16 protein-coding genes are annotated in these 21,645 nt (G+C 58.9%); all 16 read right to left on the minus strand.

The window, feature by feature from the left end; genetic code table 11:
- Entirely contained in the window at nucleotides 1-807 is an 807-nt protein-coding gene (locus tag ABDX87_RS06245; RefSeq protein ID WP_346832092.1) for an SDR family NAD(P)-dependent oxidoreductase, read from the minus strand.
- Nucleotides 808-988: 181 nt separating this feature from the next.
- Entirely contained in the window at nucleotides 989-1,318 is a 330-nt protein-coding gene (locus ABDX87_RS06250; RefSeq protein WP_346832093.1) for a ComEA family DNA-binding protein, read from the minus strand.
- Between the two features lie 197 nt (nucleotides 1,319-1,515).
- Complete coding sequence (locus ABDX87_RS06255) at nucleotides 1,516-3,510, minus strand: polysaccharide biosynthesis protein (RefSeq protein ID WP_346832094.1); 1,995 nt, start codon at nucleotides 3,508-3,510, stop codon at nucleotides 1,516-1,518.
- 108 nt (nucleotides 3,511-3,618) lie between these two features.
- Nucleotides 3,619-4,635 carry an MraY family glycosyltransferase gene (locus ABDX87_RS06260; protein ID WP_346832095.1) on the minus strand — a complete coding sequence of 339 codons (1,017 nt, stop codon included), beginning with the start codon at nucleotides 4,633-4,635 and terminating at the stop codon, nucleotides 3,619-3,621.
- A 250-nt stretch (nucleotides 4,636-4,885) separates the two neighbouring features.
- Nucleotides 4,886-6,259, minus strand: coding sequence for a phosphomannomutase (locus ABDX87_RS06265; protein ID WP_346832096.1), 1,374 nt, complete (start codon nucleotides 6,257-6,259; stop codon nucleotides 4,886-4,888).
- A gap of 272 nt (nucleotides 6,260-6,531) precedes the next feature.
- On the minus strand, nucleotides 6,532-7,965 hold the full coding sequence (locus ABDX87_RS06270) for an MBL fold metallo-hydrolase (protein WP_346832097.1): 1,434 nt from the start codon (nucleotides 7,963-7,965) through the stop codon (nucleotides 6,532-6,534).
- 224 nt (nucleotides 7,966-8,189) lie between these two features.
- Nucleotides 8,190-8,429 (minus strand): lipopolysaccharide assembly protein LapA domain-containing protein, encoded by a 240-nt coding sequence (locus ABDX87_RS06275; protein WP_346832098.1) that lies wholly within the window; start codon nucleotides 8,427-8,429, stop codon nucleotides 8,190-8,192.
- Nucleotides 8,430-8,447: 18 nt separating this feature from the next.
- Nucleotides 8,448-8,747 carry an integration host factor subunit beta gene (ihfB, locus tag ABDX87_RS06280; protein ID WP_037011901.1) on the minus strand — a complete coding sequence of 100 codons (300 nt, stop codon included), beginning with the start codon at nucleotides 8,745-8,747 and terminating at the stop codon, nucleotides 8,448-8,450.
- Nucleotides 8,748-9,113: 366 nt separating this feature from the next.
- Nucleotides 9,114-10,805, minus strand: coding sequence for a 30S ribosomal protein S1 (gene rpsA, locus ABDX87_RS06285; RefSeq protein WP_346832099.1), 1,692 nt, complete (start codon nucleotides 10,803-10,805; stop codon nucleotides 9,114-9,116).
- 121 nt (nucleotides 10,806-10,926) lie between these two features.
- Entirely contained in the window at nucleotides 10,927-11,616 is a 690-nt protein-coding gene (cmk, locus tag ABDX87_RS06290; protein ID WP_346832100.1) for a (d)CMP kinase, read from the minus strand.
- Nucleotides 11,613-13,820: a bifunctional prephenate dehydrogenase/3-phosphoshikimate 1-carboxyvinyltransferase gene (locus ABDX87_RS06295; protein ID WP_346833712.1), complete on the minus strand. Its 2,208-nt coding sequence runs from the start codon at nucleotides 13,818-13,820 to the stop codon at nucleotides 11,613-11,615. Before ABDX87_RS06295 ends, cmk begins: the two co-directional genes overlap by 4 nt.
- Nucleotides 13,821-13,860: 40 nt before the next feature.
- On the minus strand, nucleotides 13,861-14,973 hold the full coding sequence (hisC, locus tag ABDX87_RS06300) for a histidinol-phosphate transaminase (RefSeq protein ID WP_346832101.1): 1,113 nt from the start codon (nucleotides 14,971-14,973) through the stop codon (nucleotides 13,861-13,863).
- Nucleotides 14,974-14,989: 16 nt separating this feature from the next.
- A complete protein-coding gene (pheA, locus tag ABDX87_RS06305; protein ID WP_074752930.1) occupies nucleotides 14,990-16,084 on the minus strand; it encodes a prephenate dehydratase in 1,095 nt (364 codons plus the stop codon).
- Nucleotides 16,084-17,169: a 3-phosphoserine/phosphohydroxythreonine transaminase gene (serC, locus tag ABDX87_RS06310; protein ID WP_346832102.1), complete on the minus strand. Its 1,086-nt coding sequence runs from the start codon at nucleotides 17,167-17,169 to the stop codon at nucleotides 16,084-16,086. The genes pheA and serC overlap by 1 nt, the downstream gene beginning before the upstream one ends.
- A 113-nt stretch (nucleotides 17,170-17,282) precedes the next feature.
- A complete protein-coding gene (gyrA, locus tag ABDX87_RS06315) occupies nucleotides 17,283-20,075 on the minus strand; it encodes a DNA gyrase subunit A (RefSeq protein WP_346832103.1) in 2,793 nt (930 codons plus the stop codon).
- Nucleotides 20,076-20,379: 304 nt separating this feature from the next.
- Nucleotides 20,380-21,456 (minus strand): S-methyl-5-thioribose-1-phosphate isomerase, encoded by a 1,077-nt coding sequence (gene mtnA / locus ABDX87_RS06320; protein ID WP_346832104.1) that lies wholly within the window; start codon nucleotides 21,454-21,456, stop codon nucleotides 20,380-20,382.
- Between the last annotated feature and the right edge of the window lie 189 nt (nucleotides 21,457-21,645).

Raw genomic sequence — 21,645 nt, forward strand, 5'->3', positions numbered from 1 at the left:
TCAAGCACCTGGCGTTTTGTAGCGGGCTGCCGCGTGCTGCAACGACAGATTCGGACCCAAGGCCAGACGAGCATTCACAAACGCATCCCAGTCTGCGGCGTTGGACAGCGATGGAATGGTCACAAGTTCCTTTTGATCGAAGCCGGCCAGTGCAGCGTCGACCATTTCGTTGACGTCCATCACCATTTCAGGCGGAAAGGCACTGAGGTCCATGCCTGCGCGCTCCCAGATCTCGGTACGCGTCGCGCCCGGCATCACGGCCTGAACTTGAACACCCTTCTCACCGATCTCCGCGTTCAGCGATTGCGTCAAGCTCAGCACATACGCTTTGCTTGCGGTGTACACCGCGTTGAAGCGCTCTGGAATCATCGGCACCACCGACGCAATGTTCACGATCGCACCGCGACCACGGGTGACAAAGCCCGCAGCGGCAGCAGACGCCAAATGAGTCAAGGCGACGATGTTCAACTGAATCAGACGATCAACCTCGCCCATGTCAGCCTCAGCCAGGGCACTGTTCGACGCGACCCCCGCGTTGTTCAACAGCAGCGTGATCGACGCGTCGGTGCGCAAGCGTTGCTCAAGCTTGGAAACGTCCGACGCGTCAGTCAGATCAGCCTTAAGCACCTCGACCTTGGCCGACGTCTTTGTGCGCAACTCGGCGGCAAGCGCCTCCAGACGCGCTTGATCCCGTGCGACCAGGAGCAGATCGAAACCGCGCTTGGCCAAACGATCAGCGTAGGTGGCGCCGATGCCTGACGAAGCGCCGGTGATCAGGGCTGTACCTTGAGTGTTAGTAGTGCTCATGAGCATTTCTCCGTGGACATTGAGAGTAGCAACCGGAACATATTACGCCCGTAATTTTACAGATTATATGGTAGGTGTCATTTTTATTGTCAAGCACCCGAATCCCGGACTGCTTTTCTGCCGCCAAACGACAGGCAAAAAAAGACCGATCATTGATCGGTCTTTCTGTGCCATGGGCGGGTCAATCGATGGCGAGCTTCTCGCGATTCTTGTCCAGCAAGGCTTTACCGATGCCCTTGACCTCAATCAATTCATCCACCGAGGTAAACGCCCCGTTTTCATCGCGATACGCGACGATCGCCGCTGCTTTACCTGCGCCAATACCGGACAACTCCTTTTGCAACGTGTCTGCACCGGCCGTATTGATATTGACCTTGGCGCCCACCTCGGCGGATGCCGATGCGACAACGGGTTGAGCAGCGTTCGCGGGCGCAGCGGGTGCGGCCGTGACGGCTATCGAGGTGCTGGTGAGCAGGGCGAAGAGCAGAGAGGAAAGATAGGTTCTACGCATGAGTAATGCTCCATGACATCGTGAGTGGGTAGCAGCTTTTCCTGAGCTGCCACCCAAACCTAGACGATGCTCAAGGAGCGTCAATGCCGGGAAAGGTGACGAGATGTTTGGTGCGCTGCGCCCCTGTAAAACCAGGGGTCAGGGCCAATGAACGAGCGAGACGGGTGCGTTAGCAAAGATTTCGCAGGCTTAAAGCTTCACGGTTCGTTACGACGTTGCTGATGAATCCAGTCCACGATATCGCCCTCGGGCGCATACCCGCTGACCGTATCGCTCAGTATCTGACGGACCCTGTTGTAGTCGTCTTCATCCAGTGCCTTGAGCAAATGCGACAAGCTCTGCTTGAACGCATCCCACGACAGGTAATCTTCCTGGGCACTCATGATCATCGGATGGCTGGTGACCGCCACGTTATCGCCAATCAGTAACTCTTCGTAGAGCTTCTCGCCGGGCCGCAGGCCGGTGAACTCAATGGAAATGTCGCCATGGGGGTTCTTCTCGGAGCGAATGCTCAAGCCGGACAGATGAACCATTTTCTCAGCCAGTTCGATAATCCGCACAGGCTCGCCCATGTCGAGCACGAACACATCGCCGCCCTGCCCCATGGAGCCGGCCTGGATCACCAACTGAGCCGCTTCCGGAATGGTCATGAAATAACGAGTGATCTTGGGGTGCGTCACCGTCAACGGCCCACCGGACTTGATCTGCTGGTGGAACAACGGGATCACCGACCCGGACGAACCCAGCACATTGCCAAAGCGCACCATGATGAACCGCGTCTTGTTAACCTGATGCACGTTTGCACGGTCACCGAACATCACCGGAGCCGCTTCTCGGCTCAAGGCTTGAAGAATCAGTTCAGCCAGGCGCTTCGTGCTGCCCATGATGTTGGTAGGCCGCACCGCCTTGTCGGTAGAGATCAGCACAAAGTTGGCAACGCCTGCCTGGAGCGCTGCCTGCGCCGCGTTCAGCGTGCCGACAACGTTATTCATAACGCCCTCGGCGATATTGTGCTCGACCATCGGCACATGCTTATAAGCGGCTGCGTGGTAGACCGTGTTGACACGCCAGGTCTTCATGACATCCAGCAACTTGGAATGGTTGCGCACGGAGCCAAGGATCGGCAGGACCTTCACCTTGAGCGATTCACGCTCGATGCGGCGCTCCAACTCGGAAAGGATGGTGTAGAGATTGAATTCGCTGTGGTCCAGCAGCAGCAGCGTCGTGGGCTTGAGCATGACGATCTGTCGACACAACTCCGAACCGATCGAGCCGCCCGCCCCTGTCACCAGCACGCATTGGTTCTTGATGCAGTGCTCCAGCAGCTCTTCCTGCGCGGGAACCGAGTCGCGACCCAGCAGGTCCGCGATGTCCACTTCCTGCAGATCGTCCACTTTGACCCGGCCGGCGGCCAGGTCCGAGAAGTTCGGGACACTGCGCACATGCAGCGGAAAGCCTTCCAGAAACCCGAGGATTTCCCGGCGACGCGTTCTCGCGGAAGACGGAATCGCCAACAGGATTTCCTGCGCGCCGGTCACATCGATCATTTGCTGGATGTGCTTGGGTTTGTAAACCTGCAGGCCGGAGATCACCCGATTGGAAATCGAGTCATCGTCATCGATGAAGGCCACCGGGCGCATTGAACGGCCCATTCTGAGGGCGGCCACCAGCTGGTTGCCCGCCGCCCCGGCCCCATAAATGGCCACTCTGGGCAGACCGTCATCTCGGCTGGTGAACGGCATGTGCTGCGCGGCAGCAAACCAGTCACCCATAAAATACTGGCGCATGGCGAGACGCAGACCGCCAATCATGATCAGGCTCAGCCACCAGTAGTTGAACATCACCGAGCGAGGTACGACGTGCTGGTGATTGCTGTAGAGATAAACGACGACGCCCAGGATCAACGCGGAAAGACTGACCGCCTTGATGATTGCAACCAGCGCGTCATTGCCGAAGTAGCGCATGACGGCGCGGTACATGCCAATCCGGACGAAGAGAGGGATTGCGATGACGGGAGCACTGATAAATAACCACGTATGGATTTCAAGCGGGTTGATGAGGTCATCAATCCCTAGTCGAACCACAAAGGCCATCCATAGTGCAAACCACACCAGACAGATGTCGGTGGCAACCTGGATTATGCGCTTCTTACGACGGGGCAATCCCACCAGCAAAACGCGTACTCTCTCCATGCTTCCCTCAAACAAGAGTTCAAACTCCTTCCTATCGACCCACACGCCGACTGTTGATTCCTGGCACGGTCAAACAATCTGACCGAATGACGACGACGCTGCATCCCTTCAATTGGCTTCCAGCGTGCCAGCTTTGAACCTGATGGCCAAAATGACGAGCGGGATGTACGCAATAATCAGGCCCAAAGCACCGTCCAGCCCGAATTGGGTGACGCACAATGCCATGGGCAATAGCCAAACCAGATTGATTACACCGACTGCGGACGTCACAGGTAGATGCCGACCAAACCGCCGTGAAGCGAACTGATAAGCGTGACTTCTGTGAGCCTCATAGATCTTGTCGCCTCGGACGAGCCGACGAATGAGGGTAACTGTAGCGTCTACGATGAAAACCCCAAGCAGGATAAGCCATGCCCACAGTAACTGCGAGGAAATCCAGGCGGCCTGCAGCGATAAAATACCCAGAATGATGCCCAGAAAGCCGCTGCCAGCATCGCCCATGAAGATTCTGGCGGGCGGAAAATTCCAGAAAAGAAACCCCGCCACCGCGCATCCGAGCAACACCGGTAGGCCGATCAGACCGGAAAACCCGCTCAACGCGTAAATTAGCACCGCGCCCAGGCACACGGTGATGGCCTCTACACTGGCGATACCATCAATGCCATCCATGAAGTTGTAGAGGTTAAGCAGCCAGACCAGATAGAACGCCGCAAGCACATCGCCGATTAAACCCAGATCGAACTCGTTACCGAATAGATGAACCGGGGGAAGTCCACCCAGCCAGAACAGCCCCCAGGCTGCCGCCACAAAATGCCCCAGAAGACGCCAGCGGGCGGCGATATGGCCGTGATCATCCAGAAAGCCAAGGGCGGCTATGAATAGACCTGCACCCAGCAGCGCGATGAACGAGGATAAATCCAGCAGATCTCCGCTGTAGACATACACCAACGCAGCCAGGTAACTCATTACAATCGCGACCCCACCTCCACGTGGCGTAGGGACTGTGTGTGAGCTTCGGCCATTGGGGATATCAAGCAAACTCTTATGCAAGGCATACCGCCGCAGACAGTAAGTCAGCAAATAAGAGATTCCGATAACGGCAATTGCCAACCACCAATGATTCATTGTTGTCCTGCTGTAAAAAGGCCGGCCGCAGGTCAGTGCCCTGATATCCATGATATTCGGAGGACAGGAGTGACCAACAGAAATGAGTTAGCGCCGCTTGCCCCGCGGAGTTTGCTTAGAGCGTTGGCGAAGGGCCGGAAAAACGCGCGAAAGATACCACGGACGGGCCTCAAAACAACGCTGCCCTGGAGGGTTTACCCAACGAAGTGCCTGTCGCCTCCGGTGTTGACCAAAGGCGACAGGCGATGAATCAGGAAGCTTTCAACAAGCCCTCGATCTCCTTGACCTTGGCGTCCACCAAGTGCGGATCGCGACGACTTTCCACGTTCAACCGCAACAGAGGCTCCGTGTTCGAACCCCGCAGATTGAAACGCCACTCGGCAAACTCAAGACTGATGCCATCCGTTTTATCGATGTTCGAACACAGTGGGGAATAGTGCTCCAGCACCTTGTTCAGCACTGTCTTGACGTCATCGACCTTGTAGTTGATTTCTCCACTGCAGGGGTATGCCGCCATGCGCTCATCAACCAACTGAGAAAACGACTTCCCGGAGACGGACATCAGCGCAGTCACCAGCAGCCACGGAATCATTCCGCTGTCGCAATAGGCGAAATCACGGAAATAATGGTGCGCACTCATTTCGCCGCCATACACCGCATCTTCCTTGCGCATGCGCTCTTTGATAAACGCATGGCCGGTCTTGCACAGCACCGGTGTTCCCCCTGCCAACTGAACCTGGTCGATCGTGTTCCAGGTCAGGCGAGGGTCGTGAATGATCTTTGAGCCAGGGTGTTGCTTAAGCAGCATCTCAGCCAGCAGCCCCACCAGGTAATAACCTTCGACAAAGCGGCCTTGCTCATCGAAGAAGAAGCAACGGTCAAAATCGCCGTCCCACGCCAGCCCCAGGTCACAACCGTGCTTGAGCAAGGCGTCCCGGGTGATACTCCGGTTCTCTGGAAGGAGTGGGTTGGGCACCCCGTTGGGGAAGTTGCCATCCGGCTCTGCGTTGATGATGACCCAGTCGAATGGAAGATGCGTTCTGATCGCCTCCAGCGCAGGACCTACCGCGCCGTTGCCGGGATCAGCCAGAATTTTCAAGGGGCGCAGCTCTGCGCCTTCCACATAACCCAAAAGGTGTTTGATGTAGGCGGATTTATCCGGAGCGGACGTGGTGCTGCCGCGTTGTGACGCGACTTCGCCGAAATCACCGGCATCGACCCGTTGCCGGATAGCATCCAGGCCGGTGTCGCCACTGATCGGACGAGACTCGCGCTGGACCAGCTTCATGCCGTTGTAGCCTTTCGGATTGTGGCTAGCCGTTACCATAACTCCGCCATCTGCGGCGTAGTGACTGGTTGCAAAGTAGACCTCTTCGGTTCCACAAAGCCCGATGTCGATCACATCGGCACCCGCTTCAAGGATACCGCTCATCAGTGCCTGAGCCAGGGCTGGGCTTTCGAGACGCATGTCCCTGCCGACTACGATATTTTTGGCACCCAGTTCCACCACCATGGAGCGCCCAATCCGATAGGCGATATCAGCATCCAGGTCATTAGGGACCTGACCACGAATATCGTAGGCTTTAAAGCAACGGGTCTGAATAACGGGATAGTCGGGATTCATGTGTAAAAAACCTATGCGACGAAAAAACCCGAAGGTTCCTCTGTTCAGTATGAAGCAGCCCGGCGCGCGGACTGCACGCTACCCTCGCGCATAACAGCTTGAGGCGAGGGTTAGGCAGTCAAAAAGACGATTAGTTATATGGAGGGAACATAATTATCTTTAAGCGGTTGCGCTGACTCATTGCCTAGCGCGTGATGATATCGGATCAGGGCACATTCCGCCCGCAGCCTGGCGAGGATGACACTCAAAAGGTTAACTGTCGGTCATGCTGATCAAGCCAGCGTAACGCTGCGCTGCTTTGCTTCCAGCATCAGCCTGAGCCGCCTTTTGGCCTGCTCTTCGCCATGCACCAGCTTGATCTCGGAAGGCCACACCGGCATACCCGCTACGAAATCTACCAGCCCTCGCTGATCCGCATGCGCCGAATACCCTCCGATCGTCTCGATGCCTGCCTTGATCTCATAGCGTTCACGGTTGAGCTCGACGTAACCGCCCTTCGGACCATGCTGTTGAATCGCGGCGCCGGGCGTGCCTTTCGCCTGGTAGCCGACGAACACCACGTTGTGACGCGGATCGCCCAGCATGGCTTTCAGATAATTGACGATGCGCCCGCCTGCGCACATGCCGTGCCCGGCAATGACGATCGCCGGACGTCCGGTGCTGGCGAGATAGTTGACGGTTTGATGGTGTTGGGTGGCTGTGTCGATGGTGATCAACTGCTCAAAGCGCAGTGGCTGGCGCCCGCTTTCTTGTCGGGCACGGGCGTCGTCGTCCCAGATGTCATCGAAGGACTGGTAAACCTCAGTCAGCCGGCTGGCCAGAGGCGAATCAAGAATGACGGGCAACTGTGGCCAGTTGACCGGCAGCGAGGCATCCGTAGCGTCGCTGCCTTCGGCTGAACGCGACAGCGACCTGCGGTGAAGGATATCTTCGATTTCATACAGCAGTTCCTGAGTTCGCCCCAGGCTGAAGGCGGGGATCAGCACCGTGCCGTGATCGGCCAACGCTCTGTCGATGACGGCTTCAAGTCGTGCTTGTCGGGTGGCTCGATCCTCGTGCAGACGATCACCGTACGTGCTCTCCAGCACCAGTACATCCGCACGCTCCGGAGACTTCGGACCGGGAAGGATGGGCGTATGGGAGGCACCGAGATCACCGGAAAACACCACGCGTTTACTGCGCTGTTCCAATGGATATTCGACGTCTACCTCGACATAAGCCGACCCAAGGATATGGCCAGCGCGCTGTAAGCGGATTCGACCCTGGAGTGCGGGCGTACTCACCACGTTGAACCAGGTATCGTATGGCAGGGCAATGACGCGCTCCATCACCTGAGTGAGATAGCGTTCAATCTGACGCTCGTCACGACCATGTTCAAGCCTGAACGCATCTTCCAGCACCAACGGCAGCAGCTTGGCGGAAGGTTCACTACAGAGGATTGGACCTTTGAAGCCCGCTGCGAGCAGTTGGGGAATACGCCCGACATGGTCCGCGTGTACGTGCGTCACGATCAGCATCTTGATCGTTGCCAGGGAGAAGTCGATTGCCGAGGCAGATTCGCCGAAGCGTTCCTTGAGATCAGCATCGCGCCCCTGAAACAACCCGCAGTCAACCAGCAGGCCGTGCTTGGCATCCATCTGCAATTGATGACACGAGCCGGTGACACCCTCGCCCGCACCCTGATGGATGATGTCTGGATAATTCATGAAGCTCCCTTTCGATCCGCACACTAAAAGTCGCGCAGCTTAGTCGCACTGAGCGCCAGGTTCAGCCGATAAGGTTTTGCGGGATTTTTCGGAAACACTGGGAACAGGTTTCGACATTGGATCGAATAAAGAGAAGCGCCACGCCAGACAGAGGCCGTCGGTGCCGCAGCATGGCCTGAGAAACAGGCACACGATGAAAAACATCAGTGGGGTGCCGCCAGCCTTCAGGCCATGCGAGACGGCTTGTTTCTTTTACGCAATCGGGCAATTGAAAACAGGACTGGCCCGATCACCATACCCACCAGCAACGCCAGGATGACCGGCACGGCAATTGACATCTCAGGTGCCGACCAACCAAAGAACACCAGCGCAACGGACTGCTGGTTTTCCAAGACGAACACGACCGTCGTCGCCACGATCAGCAGGACGGCCACAAAAAAAATCAGGCGTTTGATATTGCGCATCGAGTACTCCTTTGACGGCTATTGGAGCTCGTGCTCCTCCTCTTCGTTCACCCGATCACGCAACTCTTTTCCGGGTTTGAAGTGGGGGACAAATTTTCCGTCAAGGCTGACGGACTGCCCGGTTTTTGGGTTGCGGCCTACGCGAGGCGCGCGATAGTGCAAGGAAAAGCTGCCAAAGCCCCGTATTTCGATACGGTCGCCTGTGGCAAGACATTGCGACATCTGCTCAAGCATGGTCTTGATGGCCAGCTCCACATCTTTGGATGAGAGCAGTCCTTGATGGGTGACAATTCGTTCGATCAACTCCGACTTCGTCATATTTTTCCCTTCTTTTTCAAGCAGCTAGGTAAAGCGCTTTGAAGGTTTTAGCATGACCAAGCGAATTTGAACAGCCCATGTTTCGAGTTATGTGAACACGGATTCCAGGCAACAGGCCATTACGTCGCGAAGCCCTTGCGAATCGGGGCCTAGAGGGATTGCGCAATCGTGAACCTCAGCAACATTAGGAGCGTGCTGGTCGCGATTGGGTTGTGTCAGACACAGATAGATCGACGGAAACGACGAAATCGCGGGCAAGCGCGCTCCTCACAGCCTGCGCGCTAGGCGTGGGACAACGCCCTTGAAAAACCCGCGCCCACAAAAAAGGGCGACCGAAGTCGCCCTTTTTCAATGGTCAGACAGAACTCAGTTCTGTTTTTCCATTTGAGCACGCAGCAGGTCGCCCAGAGTGGTCGGACCTGTGTTTTCTGCGGTTTCAGGCTTGCTACGCAGGCTCTGAATCGCTTCTTTCTCGTCTTCAACGTCTTTCGACTTGATGGACAAGCTGATCACGCGGCTCTTGCGGTCAACGCTGATGATCTTGGCTTCGATCTCTTCGCCTTCTTTCAGAACGTTACGCGCGTCTTCAACGCGGTCACGGCTGATTTCGGAGGCTTTCAGAGTAGCTTCGATGTCGTCGGCCAGAGTGATGATGGCGCCTTTCGCGTCAACTTCTTTAACGGTACCGCGAACGATAGCGCCTTTGTCATTGACAGTGACGTACTCGGAGAACGGATCGCTTTCCAGCTGCTTGATACCCAGCGAGATGCGCTCACGCTCTGGATCAACAGACAGGATCACGGTGTCGAGTTCGTCGCCCTTCTTGAAGCGACGTACGGCTTCTTCGCCCACTTCGTTCCAGGAGATGTCGGACAGGTGAACCAGGCCGTCGATGCCGCCGTCCAGACCAATGAAGATACCGAAATCGGTGATCGACTTGATGGTGCCGGAGATCTTGTCGCCCTTGTTGAACTGGCCAGAGAAATCTTCCCACGGGTTAGATTTGCACTGCTTGATGCCCAGGGAGATACGACGACGCTCTTCGTCGATGTCCAGAACCATGACTTCCACTTCATCGCCAACCTGAACGACTTTAGATGGGTGGATGTTCTTGTTGGTCCAGTCCATTTCGGAAACGTGTACCAGGCCTTCCACGCCTTCTTCCAGCTCTGCGAAGCAGCCGTAGTCGGTCAGGTTGGTAACACGCGCGGTCACGCGAGTGCCTTCTGGGTAACGTGCCTTGATAGCAACCCATGGGTCTTCGCCCAGTTGCTTCAGGCCCAGGGAAACACGATTGCGCTCGCGATCGTACTTCAGGACTTTTACATCGATCTCATCGCCAACGTTGACGATTTCCGATGGATGCTTGATGCGCTTCCAGGCCATGTCGGTGATGTGCAGCAGGCCATCGACGCCACCCAGATCGACGAATGCGCCGTAATCGGTGAGGTTCTTGACGATACCCTTGACCTGTTGGCCTTCCTGCAGCGATTCCAGCAGAGCTTCGCGCTCGGCGCTGTTTTCGGCTTCCAGGACACTGCGACGGGAAACGACAACGTTGTTGCGCTTCTGGTCCAGCTTGATGACCTTGAATTCCAGCTCTTTGCCTTCCAGGTGCGTGGTGTCGCGCACTGGACGGACGTCAACCAGAGAACCTGGCAGGAACGCACGGATGCCGTTAACGTCGACAGTGAAGCCGCCTTTAACCTTACCGTTGATAACGCCCTTAACCACTTCTTCAGCTGCGAAAGCCGCTTCCAGAACGATCCAGCACTCTGCACGCTTGGCTTTTTCGCGGGACAGCTTGGTTTCGCCAAAGCCGTCTTCGACCGCGTCCAGCGCAACGTGGACTTCGTCGCCGATCTTGATGGTCAGCTCGCCAGCATCGTTGTGGAACTGCTCCAGCGGGATGAGGCCTTCAGACTTCAGACCAGCGTGAACGGTGACCCAACCAGCCTGGTAATCGATATCGACGATGATCGCGGTGATGATCGAACCGGCCTGAAGGTTAAGAGTCTTTAGGCTTTCTTCGAAAAGTTCAGCAAAGCTTTCGCTCATTTTAATTCCTGTTGATAAGGGCGAAGAATACGCCCATCTGCCACGCTCCAGACAACGTGGGTTTCGTTCATATGAAAGAAAGCCTGCGGGACTATGACTGGTCTCCCACATGGCTTCCTGATCATCCGGCGAGATCGCGAAGTGCGACTTCACTCAGGATGCGTTCAAGCACCTGCTCGATAGACAATTCGGTGGAATCCAGCTGAATGGCGTCATGCGCCGGCTTGAGCGGGGCTACCGCTCGCTGGGTGTCTCGCTCGTCGCGAACACGTATCTCATCTAGCAGACTCGACAGACTAACATCGTCACCCTTGGCCTTCAACTGCAAATATCGGCGACGAGCACGCTCTTCGGCACTGGCGGTCAGAAAAACCTTCAACGGCGCGGCCGGGAACACCACGGTTCCCATGTCTCGGCCGTCGGCAATGAGACCTGGAAACTCCTGAAATGCCCGCTGGCGCTGCAGCAATGCTTCGCGCACCGCGGGTAAGGACGCCACTTGCGACGCACCACTGCCGATCTGCTCGTTGCGGATCGCCAGCGTCACGTCTTCGCCCTCAAGAATGATGCGTTGACCGTGATCGTCCGTGGCCGCTTCGAATTGAACGTCCAGATGCGCGGCCAGAAGCTTCAACGCCTCCTCATTCGTCAGGTCGACACCGTGGTTGCGGGCGGCGAACGCCAGCAAACGGTAGAGCGCGCCGGAATCCAGCAGGCACCATCCCAGACGTTTGGCCAACAAGCCAGCCACTGTCCCTTTCCCGGAACCGCTGGGTCCATCGATCGTAATGACCGGAGCTTGAGCTTTCACGATTGCCCCTCTTGCGCTACACGAATACCCACCTGGCTGCACAGCGCCAGGAAATTGGGGAATGAAGTCGCCACGTTGGCGCAGTCCCGAATACGAATCGGAGCTGCCGCGCGCAACGACGCGATACTGAATGCCATGGCGATGCGATGATCGCCCTGCCCGTCGACGTCACCGCCACCGATCTGACCCCCTTCAATAATGAGGCCGTCTGCGGTCGGTTCAACCTCGATGCCGAGGACAGTCAGACCGTCGGCCATGACCTGGATACGGTCGGACTCCTTGACGCGCAGTTCCTGCGCCCCTCGCAACACCGTCCGACCTTCAGCGCAGGCTGCTGCGATGAACAGCACTGGAAACTCGTCGATCGCCAGCGGCACAAGCGCCTCTGGAATCACGATGCCCTTGAGCCTTGCGTGGCGAACGCGCAGGTCAGCCACGGGCTCACCGCCCACTTCACGCAGGTTCTGCACGGAAATGTCAGCGCCCATCAGGCGCAAGATGTCGATCACACCGGTGCGCGTCGGGTTCACGCCGACGTGTTCAAGCAGCAGGTCGGAGCCTTCGGCAATCGACGCGGCCACCAGAAAAAAAGCGGCCGAAGAGATGTCCGCCGGGACTTCAATGCGCGTCGCCGTGAGCGTGCCTCCCGAGACCACCGACGCTGTCGCACCGTTGCCGGCTACGGGATACCCAAAGCCCCGCAACATTCGCTCGGTGTGGTCCCGCGTCGGTGCGGGCGCAGTGACGGTCGTGGTGCCATCGGCGTACATCCCGGCAAGCAGCAGGCAGGATTTGACCTGAGCGCTGGCCATCGGCATGACGTAGCTGATGCCGGTCAGCAGTTTGCCGCCGCGAATGGTCAAGGGAGGCCGACCTTCGGCCGCGGTCTCGATAACAGCGCCCATCTGGCGCAGTGGCTCGGCAACGCGGGCCATCGGACGCCTGGACAACGAGGCGTCGCCGGTCAACACGCTGTCGAAACGCTGCGCCGCCAACAGCCCGCACAGCAGACGCATGGACGTGCCGGAGTTGCCCAGATAGATCGCACCGGGCGCAGGCTTGAGGCCATTGAGCCCCACACCGTGAATGGTCAGACGCCCATGGTGCGGACCTTCGATGACCACGCCCATGTCGCGAAACGCCTGCAACGTCGCCAGGGCGTCTTCGCCTTCAAGAAAGCCTTCTACTTCAGTGACGCCATCCGCCAGCGAGCCGAGCATGATCGAGCGGTGGGAAATCGATTTGTCGCCCGGCACGCGAATCTGCCCACGGACACTGCCGCCGGGCTGCGCGACGAAGGACAGCTCCTCTGCCGCCGCTTTTTCGACGTAAGCGCGACGGGCGAGAATTTTGCCGAAATGCTCACGCGCTACCCGGGCACGGGTGAACACGCCCAGCAACTGATGACCGTCTCCGGCATCCACCGCATCGCGCAACGCATCGAGATCACTGCGGAACGTGTCCAGCGTGCGCAGCACCGCGTCGCGGTTGGCCAGAAAGATGTCATGCCACATGACCGGATCGCTGCCGGCGATACGCGTGAAATCACGAAAACCGCCCGCGGCGTAACGGAAAATCTCGAGGTTTTCGTTGCGCTTGGCCAACGAATCCACCAGACCGAACGCCAGCAAATGCGGCAGGTGACTGGTGGCCGCCAAGACCTCGTCGTGACGCTCGACGTCCATGTGCTCGACGTCGGCGCCCAGCGCCGACCACAGGCGATCCACGAGGGCCAGGGCCGCAGGATCGGTCTCAGCCAGCGGGGTGAGAATCACTTTATGGCGACGGAACAGCTGAGCGTTGGAGGCCTCTACCCCGCTCTGCTCAGAGCCGGCGATCGGATGCCCTGGCACGAAACGCGCCGGCATGGCGCCAAACGCCTCACGCGCCGCGCGGACGACGTTGCCTTTGGCGCTGCCGACGTCCGTCAGCACAGCGTCTCCAAGGTCGAGACCGGCGAGCACGCCCAGCAGTTTTTCCATGGCCAGGATCGGCACGGCCAATTGAATGACATCCGCACCGACGCAAGCTGTCGCAAGATTGTCTTCACAGCGATCGACGACACCCAGTTCGACGGCCAGCTTACGTGATTGCGGGTCAAGATCGACGCCGACCACTTCGCGGCACAGGCCACTTTCCTTCAAACCCTTGGCGAACGAACCTCCGATCAAACCGAGGCCGACCACCACCAGGCGGCCGATAATAGGCGCAGTCGATTGCACTGCCGTGACATCAGCCATGACATCAACCACGCGCCAGAACCTTGCTCAGGGCTTCCAGGAAGCGGCTGTTTTCAGCGGGCAAGCCAATGCTCACGCGCAGGTGATTCGGCATGCCGTAACCGGCGACCGGGCGCACGATCACACCTTCACGCAACAGACCTTCGTAGACCGAAGCGCCTTCACGCCCCAGATCCACGGCAATGAAGTTGGCCTTCGACGGGATCCAGCTCAGACCCAGTTCGCGCAAGCCGTCTTCCATCTGTTGCATGCCGGCCTCGTTGAGGCGACGGCTCTGTGCAACGTACTCGGCATCGTCCAGTGCCGCACAGGCGGCCGCCAGGGCGAGGCTGTTGACGTTGAACGGCTGACGCACGCGATTCAGCACGTCCGCCACGACCGGCGACGACAGCGCGTAACCGACGCGCAAGGACGCCAGACCAAAGGCTTTGGAGAAGGTCCGCGACACCAGCAGGTTCGGGTGATCGGCCAGGAATTTCAGGCCATCTGGCAGTTCAGCGCCTTCGGCATACTCGATGTACGCCTCGTCGAGCACGACGAGCACGTCTTTCGGCACATCGGCAAGGAAGTCAGCCAGCGCATCTGGCCCGAACCAGGTACCGGTCGGGTTATTCGGGTTGGCGATGAAAACCACCCGGGTGTTGCTGTCGATGGCCGCCAGCATGGCAGGGAGGTCGTGCCCCCAATCCTTTGCCTTGGCAACGCGAGCGTCAGCACCGACCGCCTGCGTGACGATCGGGTAGATGGCGAACGCGTGCTCGCTGAACACTGCGTTCAACCCCGGCGCCAGATAGGCACGGGCGACGATCTCAAGGATGTCATTGGAGCCATTGCCCAGCGTCACTTGATTCGCATTGACGCCATAACGTTCAGACAGGCGCTGCTTGAGGTCGAAGCCGTTGCCATCGGGGTAACGGGTCAGCTCGGCCAGGGCATCACGAATCGCCGACAACGCCTTTGGACTGGCGCCCATCGGGTTCTCGTTGCTGGCCAGCTTGATGATGCGAGCCGGATCGATATCCAGCTCACGCGCCAGTTCGTCCACCGGCTTGCCGGGAACGTAAGGCGATAGTTTTTGCACGCCGGCCTGCGCCAGCGCGAGGAAGTCGCCGCTCATGTAACGCTGTACCTCTTCAGAGAACCGCTTTCGGGTAGGAACCGAGCACTTTCAGTGCCACGGCTTCCTGACTGATCCGCTCCAGCACCGCCTTGATCAGCGGATCACGGTGGTGACCGACGAAGTCGATAAAGAACACGTAGGTCCATTTACCGCTGCGTGAAGGTCGCGTCTCGATACGGGTCAGGTCGATTCCGTTCTCATGGAAAGGCACCAAGAGTTCATGCAAGGCGCCAGGCTTGTTGCTCATCGACACGATGATCGACGTCTTGTCATCACCGGTCGGTGGCACTTCCTGGTTGCCGATCATCAGAAAGCGCGTCGAGTTGTCGGGACGGTCTTCGATCTTTTCGGCGATGCGCGACAGGCCATACAGGCCTGCCGCCATGTCGCCGGCAATCGCTGCCGAGTTCCACTCGCCCTTGACCCGCTTGGCAGCCTCGGCATTGCTCGACACGGCCACGCGCTCGACATTGGGGTAATGCGCGTCCAGCCACTTGCGGCACTGGGCCAGCGACTGGGCGTGGGAGTAGATACGGCTGATGCTGTCGGTCTTGGTGTTCTCGCCCACCAGCAAGTGGTGATGAATACGCAGCTCGACTTCGCCACAGATGACCATGTCGTGTTCGAGGAAGCTGTCCAGCGTGTGGTTAACGGCACCTTCGGTGGAGTTCTCCACCGGAACCACACCGAAGTTGACCGCACCGGCGGCCACTTCACGGAACACTTCGTCGATCGCCGCCATGGGCTTGCTGATCACCGCGTGGCCGAAATGCTTCAGCGCCGCGGCCTGGGTAAAGGTGCCTTCAGGGCCCAGATAAGCGACCTTGAGCGGCTGCTCCAGCGCCAGGCACGACGACATGATTTCGCGGAACAGACGCGCCATCTCTTCGTTGCTCAGCGGACCACGGTTGCGTTCCATGACGCGCTTGAGCACCGCAGCCTCACGCTCGGGACGATAGAACACCGGCTCTTCACCCTCGGCGAGGCTGGCCATCTTGACCCGCGCCACTTCCTGGGCGCAGCGTGCCCGCTCGCTGATCAGTTCCAGGACTTTCTCGTCCAGGCTGTCGATGCGGACGCGCAGCGCTTTGAGCTCTTGTTCAGACATTAGCCGTGTTCCTTCTCGAATTCGGCCATGTAGGCCACCAGCGCTTCGACGGCGTCCAGACCCAACGCGTTGTAGATCGAGGCGCGCATGCCGCCCACCGAACGGTGGCCTTTGAGGTTGAGCAACGCACGCTCATCGGCACCGGCCAGGAACGCTTTGTCCAGACGCTCGTCGGCCAGGCGGAACGGCACGTTCATCCACGAACGGGCGTTGTGGCTGATCGGGTTGGTGTAGAAATCGCTGTTGTCGATGAAGCCGTAGAGGCGCTCTTTCTTGGCGCGGTTCCGCTTCTCCATGGCCTCGACACCGCCCTGCTCCTTGAGCCATTCGAACACGAGGCCCGAGAGGTACCAGGAATAGGTCGCCGGGGTGTTGTACATCGAACCGTTATCGGCCGAGACCTTGTAGTCGAGCATGGTCGGGCAGCTGCTGCGAGCGCGGCCGAGCAGGTCTTCACGAACGATCACCACCACCAGGCCGCTTGGGCCGATGTTTTTCTGCGCGCCTGCGTAGATCAGGCCGAACTGCGAGACGTCGATCGGACGCGACAGAATGTCGGAAGACATGTCGACCACGAGCGGCACGTCACCGGTCTCCGGCACCCAGTCGAACTGCAGACCACCGATGGTTTCGTTAGACGCGTAGTGAACGTAGGCGGCGTTTTTGCTGAGGTTCCAGTCGTTCTGACCAGGAATGGCCAGGTAGTCGAGGGGTTTGGCGCTCGCGGCGACGTTGACGTTGCCAAAGCGACGCGCTTCCTCGATGGCCTTCTTCGACCAGATACCGGTCTCGATGTAGTCGGCCGTGCCGTTTTCCGGCAACAGGTTAAGCGGGATCTCTGCAAACTGCTGGCTGGCGCCACCTTGCAGGAACAGAATCTTGTAGTTGGAGGGAACGGACAGCAGCTCGCGCAGATCCTGCTCGGCTTTCTCGGCGACGGCGGTGTAATCCTCGCTGCGATGACTCATCTCCATCACTGACAAGCCCTTGCCGTGCCAGTCCAGCATCTCGGCCTGGGCGCGCAACAGAACAGCATCAGGAAGCGCGGCAGGGCCGGCGCAGAAGTTAAAGGCTCGCTTGCTCATATCCACTCTCATCAACTCGTTGAATTCGAAACGGCTGCTGCAGCCAACGGGCGGGGCTGCAGTTCTGCCAAAAGCCAAGAGGGCCCGCGAAGGGCCCTCAAATACAACGTCTATCAGTCCTGCGATTCTTCTTCGTCAGCGCCGTCAGCCTGCAGGTCGCTCGGGGATTCGTCGGCATCGGAGAGGTTTGCAACCTCGCCCTCCACCTCTTCACCGTCGAACGCCTCGCCTTCCAGCTCTTCGCCTTCCACTTCCGAAGGCTCCTGAACGCGTTCAAGACCGACCAGTTTCTCGTCCTTGGCCAGCTTGATCAGGGTCACACCCTGGGTGTTACGGCCCAGACTCGACACTTCGTCGACACGGGTACGAACCAGCGTGCCCTGGTCGGAGATCAGCATGATCTCTTCACCGTCCTGCACCTGAACGGCGCCGACCAGGCGGCCGTTGCGCTCGTTGCTGACCATGGCGATCACGCCCTGACCGCCACGTTTGTACTCAGGGAACTCGGTGATCGCGGTGCGCTTGCCGTAACCGCGCTCGGAAGCGGTGAGAATCTCGCTGCCTTCTTCCGGAATCAGCATGGAGATCAGCTTCTGCCCTTCTGGCAGACGCATGCCACGCACACCGCGAGCGGTACGGCCCATGGCGCGGACTTCGGATTCCTTGAAGCGGGTGACTTTGCCGCCATCGGAGAACAGCATGATTTCCTGCTCGCCATCGGTGATCGCGGCGGAAATCAGGATGTCGCCTTCGTCCAGCTCCAGCGCGATCAGACCGACGCTGCGCTGACGGCTGAAGGCCACGAGCGGGGTCTTCTTGACGGTACCGTTGGCGGTCGACATGAAGATGAACGGCGCCTTCTTCTTGTCTGCAGCCTTGATACGCGCTTTGCGCTCTTCTTCGGTTTCGTTGGCGTTCTCGATGTCTTCGACATCGGACTCGACACCTTCAGCCTCTTCCTCGTCTGCCTGCTTGCGCATGGCTTCCAGGTCGACCGGCAGCATGGTGGTGATGTATTCGCCTTCGCTCAACGGCAACAGGTTGACCAGCGGACGACCACGGGCCGCGCGGGACGCTTCCGGAATCTCGTAGGTCTTGAGCCAGTACACCTTGCCCTTGCTGGAGAACATCAGCAGCGTGGTGTGGCTGTTGGCGACCAGCAGGTGAGCGATGTAGTCCTCGTCCTTGACGCCTGTCGCCGACTTGCCTTTACCACCGCGACGCTGAGCCTGATACACGGCCAGCGGCTGGGTCTTGGCATAACCACCGTGGGAGATGGTCACGACGCGCTCTTCTTCCGGGATCATGTCACCCAGGGTCAGGTCCAGACGCGCATCGAGAATCTCGGTGCGGCGCACGTCGCCGTATTCGGCACGAATCAGTTCCAGCTCTTCGCGGATGACTTCCATCAGGCGCACGGAGCTGTTGAGGATGCGGATCAGCTCGCCGATCTGGGTCAGGATTTCCTGATACTCGGTCAGCAGCTTTTCGTGTTCCAGACCGGTCAGGCGGTGCAGACGCAGTTCAAGGATCGCCTGAGCCTGTTCCGGCGACAGGAAATACTTGCCATCACGCAGACCGTATTGCGGATCGAGGTTTTCCGGACGGGACGACTCGGCGCCTGCGCGCTCTACCATCTCGACCACGGCACTCGATTCCCACGGCGTGTTGATCAGGCCTTCTTTCGCTTCGGCCGGTGTCGGCGACGCTTTGATCAGCGCGATGACCGGGTCGATGTTCGACAGGGCGACCGCCTGACCTTCCAGAATGTGGCCGCGCTCGCGCGCCTTGCGCAGTTCGAACACGGTACGGCGGGTGACGACTTCGCGACGGTGGCGAATGAAGGCTTCCAGCAGGTCCTTGAGGTTGAGGATCCGCGGGCGGCCGTCGATCAGCGCAACGATGTTGATGCCGAAAACGCTTTGCAGCTGGGTCTGGGCGTACAGGTTGTTGAGGATGACCTCAGGGACTTCGCCGCGACGCAGCTCGATGACCACGCGCATACCGTCCTTGTCGGACTCGTCGCGCAGTTCGGTGATGCCTTCCAGCTTCTTCTCTTTGACCAGCTCGGCGATCTTCTCGATCAGACGCGCCTTGTTCAACTGGTACGGCAGCTCGGTGATGACGATCTGCTGACGGCCACCTACCTTGTCGATGTCTTCGACAATGGAACGTGCGCGCATGTAAATGCGGCCACGGCCGGTCTTGTAGGCTTCGACGATACCGGCGCGACCGTTGATGATCGCGGCTGTCGGGAAGTCGGGGCCAGGGATGTACTGCATCAACTCGTCGACGGTCAGGTCGCTGTTGTCGATGAGGGCCAGGCAACCGTCGATGACTTCACCGAGGTTGTGCGGCGGGATGTTGGTCGCCATGCCCACGGCGATACCGCTGGAACCGTTGACCAGCAGGTTCGGGATACGGGTCGGCATGACCGCCGGGATCTGCTCGGTGCCGTCGTAGTTCGGGACCCAGTCCACGGTCTCTTTGTGCAGGTCCGCGAGCAGTTCGTGGGCCAGCTTGGTCATGCGCACTTCGGTGTATCGCATGGCCGCGGCGTTGTCGCCGTCCACCGAACCGAAGTTACCCTGGCCATCTACCAGCAGGTAGCGCAGGGAGAAGGGTTGAGCCATACGTACGATGGTGTCGTAGACAGCCGTGTCGCCGTGCGGGTGGTACTTACCGATAACGTCACCGACCACACGAGCGGATTTCTTGTACGGCTTGTTCCAGTCGTTACCCAGTTCGCTCATTGCGAACAGTACACGCCGGTGCACGGGCTTCAAGCCGTCGCGCGCATCGGGCAGAGCTCGTCCGACGATGACGCTCATCGCGTAGTCGAGGTAGGACTGCTTCAGCTCGTCTTCGATATTGACCGGGAGGATTTCTTTGGCCAGTTCGCCCATGAGAAGCCTGATTCCTTTTTCTGGTGAAACCTCGTACATCCATCCGGGATGAACGAAGCTCGCCGCTGCCGACGATTGCCTGGCAACGACTTACGACAAATCAGCGAGTTATGCCATGGATTTGCGCAGTAAAGAGGGCCGCATTGCGCCCCCTTGGAAACCGCCGGATGTTACCACAATCGCCGTCAGGCACGAAGCCTTTGAGAGCGCTGAAAACGAGCCATTTCGCCAGCAGGCCCCTGAGAAGCGCTTACAGGGCCTGCCAGCGCTTTCCCGGCAGGCGGTATTGCTGACGATGGAGGGATCAATGCAGGCGCTTACGGCACATGAGTTGCGCCATTTTCACCGTATCAGGGCGTTCGACGATGCCTTTTTCAGTCACGATGGCGTCGATCAGGTCGGCAGGCGTCACGTCGAAGACCGGGTTGAAGGCATCGACCTCGGCGCCAACGCGCTGGCCACCGACTTCAAGAAGCTCTTTGCCATCACGTTCTTCGATGGGGATGTCTTCACCGCTGGCCAGGTTCATGTCGATGGTCGAGCTGGGCGCCACGACCATGAAGCGCACGCCATGGTGCATGGCAGCGACCGCCAGCTGATAGGTGCCGATCTTGTTGGCGACATCACCATTCGCCGTGATGCGATCAGCCCCGACGATGACCCAGGTGATGCCTTTGGTCTTCATCAGGTGCGCGGCGGCGGAGTCCGCATTCAGCGTGACCGGAATGCCTTCGTTGACCAGTTCCCACGCTGTGAGTCGCGAGCCTTGCAGCCAAGGGCGGGTTTCGTCGGCGTAGACGCGCTCGATCATGCCTTCTATATAGGCGGCGCGAATCACCCCCAGCGCCGTGCCAAATCCGCCCGTCGCCAGTGCGCCGGTGTTGCAGTGGGTCAGAACGGTCTGCAGATTGCCCTGATGCTTGCGGATCAGTTCGGCGCCCAGTTGTGCCATGGTCAGGTTGGCTTCGCGGTCGCTGAGGTGAATGGCGACGGCTTCGGCTTCCATGACCTTGCGCGGATCTTCGTGATCCTTGAGGCGATACAGGCGCTCGCGCATGCGGTTCAGCGCCCAGAACAGGTTAACCGCCGTCGGGCGGGAGTTGGCCAGAAGGTCGAAGTCTTCTTCAAGGGCCATCTGCCAGTCGCCGCCGGCCTCATAACGGTCAACCACCGCGAGCACAATGCCGTACGCCGCACTGATACCGATGGCGGGCGCGCCACGCACGACCATCGTGCGAATGGCGTCGGCCACGCCGGCAGCAGACTGATAGGGATGCCAGGTTTCTTCGAACGGCAGGATTCGCTGATCCAGCAGATACAACGTGCCGTCCCGCCAATCGATGGCCTTCACCTTCTCCGCAGCCAGTAATCGATCGCGCATTGCACACCCCACATGATGAATTGTTGAAGACCTGAGGAACCGGTGCGCGCGCCACATTACAGAGCGCCATCACGTCGGCAATCGCGAGCAGCCTCACGCCTGCAGGGCCGCATGGCCAAGAATCAGATAGCCAGCAGCTGAAAAAGCGGCCGATTATAGCGAGCCGACCGCCAAGACGCTCGGGTATAC

It is taken from the genome of Pseudomonas abietaniphila (assembly GCF_039697315.1).
In the GTDB taxonomy this organism is placed as follows: Bacteria; Pseudomonadota; Gammaproteobacteria; order Pseudomonadales; family Pseudomonadaceae; genus Aquipseudomonas; species Aquipseudomonas abietaniphila_B.

What these genes read in the sequence shown, in the direction of transcription:
- ABDX87_RS06245 (WP_346832092.1), bottom strand. Translation starts at nt 807, where the DNA reads ATGAGCACTACTAACACTCAAGGTACAGCCCTGATCACCGGCGCTTCG.
- ABDX87_RS06250 (WP_346832093.1), bottom strand. Translation starts at nt 1,318, where the DNA reads ATGCGTAGAACCTATCTTTCCTCTCTGCTCTTCGCCCTGCTCACCAGC.
- ABDX87_RS06255 (WP_346832094.1), bottom strand. Translation starts at nt 3,510, where the DNA reads ATGGAGAGAGTACGCGTTTTGCTGGTGGGATTGCCCCGTCGTAAGAAG.
- ABDX87_RS06260 (WP_346832095.1), bottom strand. Translation starts at nt 4,635, where the DNA reads ATGAATCATTGGTGGTTGGCAATTGCCGTTATCGGAATCTCTTATTTG.
- ABDX87_RS06265 (WP_346832096.1), bottom strand. Translation starts at nt 6,259, where the DNA reads ATGAATCCCGACTATCCCGTTATTCAGACCCGTTGCTTTAAAGCCTAC.
- ABDX87_RS06270 (WP_346832097.1), bottom strand. Translation starts at nt 7,965, where the DNA reads ATGAATTATCCAGACATCATCCATCAGGGTGCGGGCGAGGGTGTCACC.
- ABDX87_RS06275 (WP_346832098.1), bottom strand. Translation starts at nt 8,429, where the DNA reads ATGCGCAATATCAAACGCCTGATTTTTTTTGTGGCCGTCCTGCTGATC.
- ihfB (WP_037011901.1), bottom strand. Translation starts at nt 8,747, where the DNA reads ATGACGAAGTCGGAGTTGATCGAACGAATTGTCACCCATCAAGGACTG.
- rpsA (WP_346832099.1), bottom strand. Translation starts at nt 10,805, where the DNA reads ATGAGCGAAAGCTTTGCTGAACTTTTCGAAGAAAGCCTAAAGACTCTT.
- hisC (WP_346832101.1), bottom strand. Translation starts at nt 14,973, where the DNA reads ATGAGCGGCGACTTCCTCGCGCTGGCGCAGGCCGGCGTGCAAAAACTA.
- pheA (WP_074752930.1), bottom strand. Translation starts at nt 16,084, where the DNA reads ATGTCTGAACAAGAGCTCAAAGCGCTGCGCGTCCGCATCGACAGCCTG.
- serC (WP_346832102.1), bottom strand. Translation starts at nt 17,169, where the DNA reads ATGAGCAAGCGAGCCTTTAACTTCTGCGCCGGCCCTGCCGCGCTTCCT.
- gyrA (WP_346832103.1), bottom strand. Translation starts at nt 20,075, where the DNA reads ATGGGCGAACTGGCCAAAGAAATCCTCCCGGTCAATATCGAAGACGAG.
- mtnA (WP_346832104.1), bottom strand. Translation starts at nt 21,456, where the DNA reads ATGCGCGATCGATTACTGGCTGCGGAGAAGGTGAAGGCCATCGATTGG.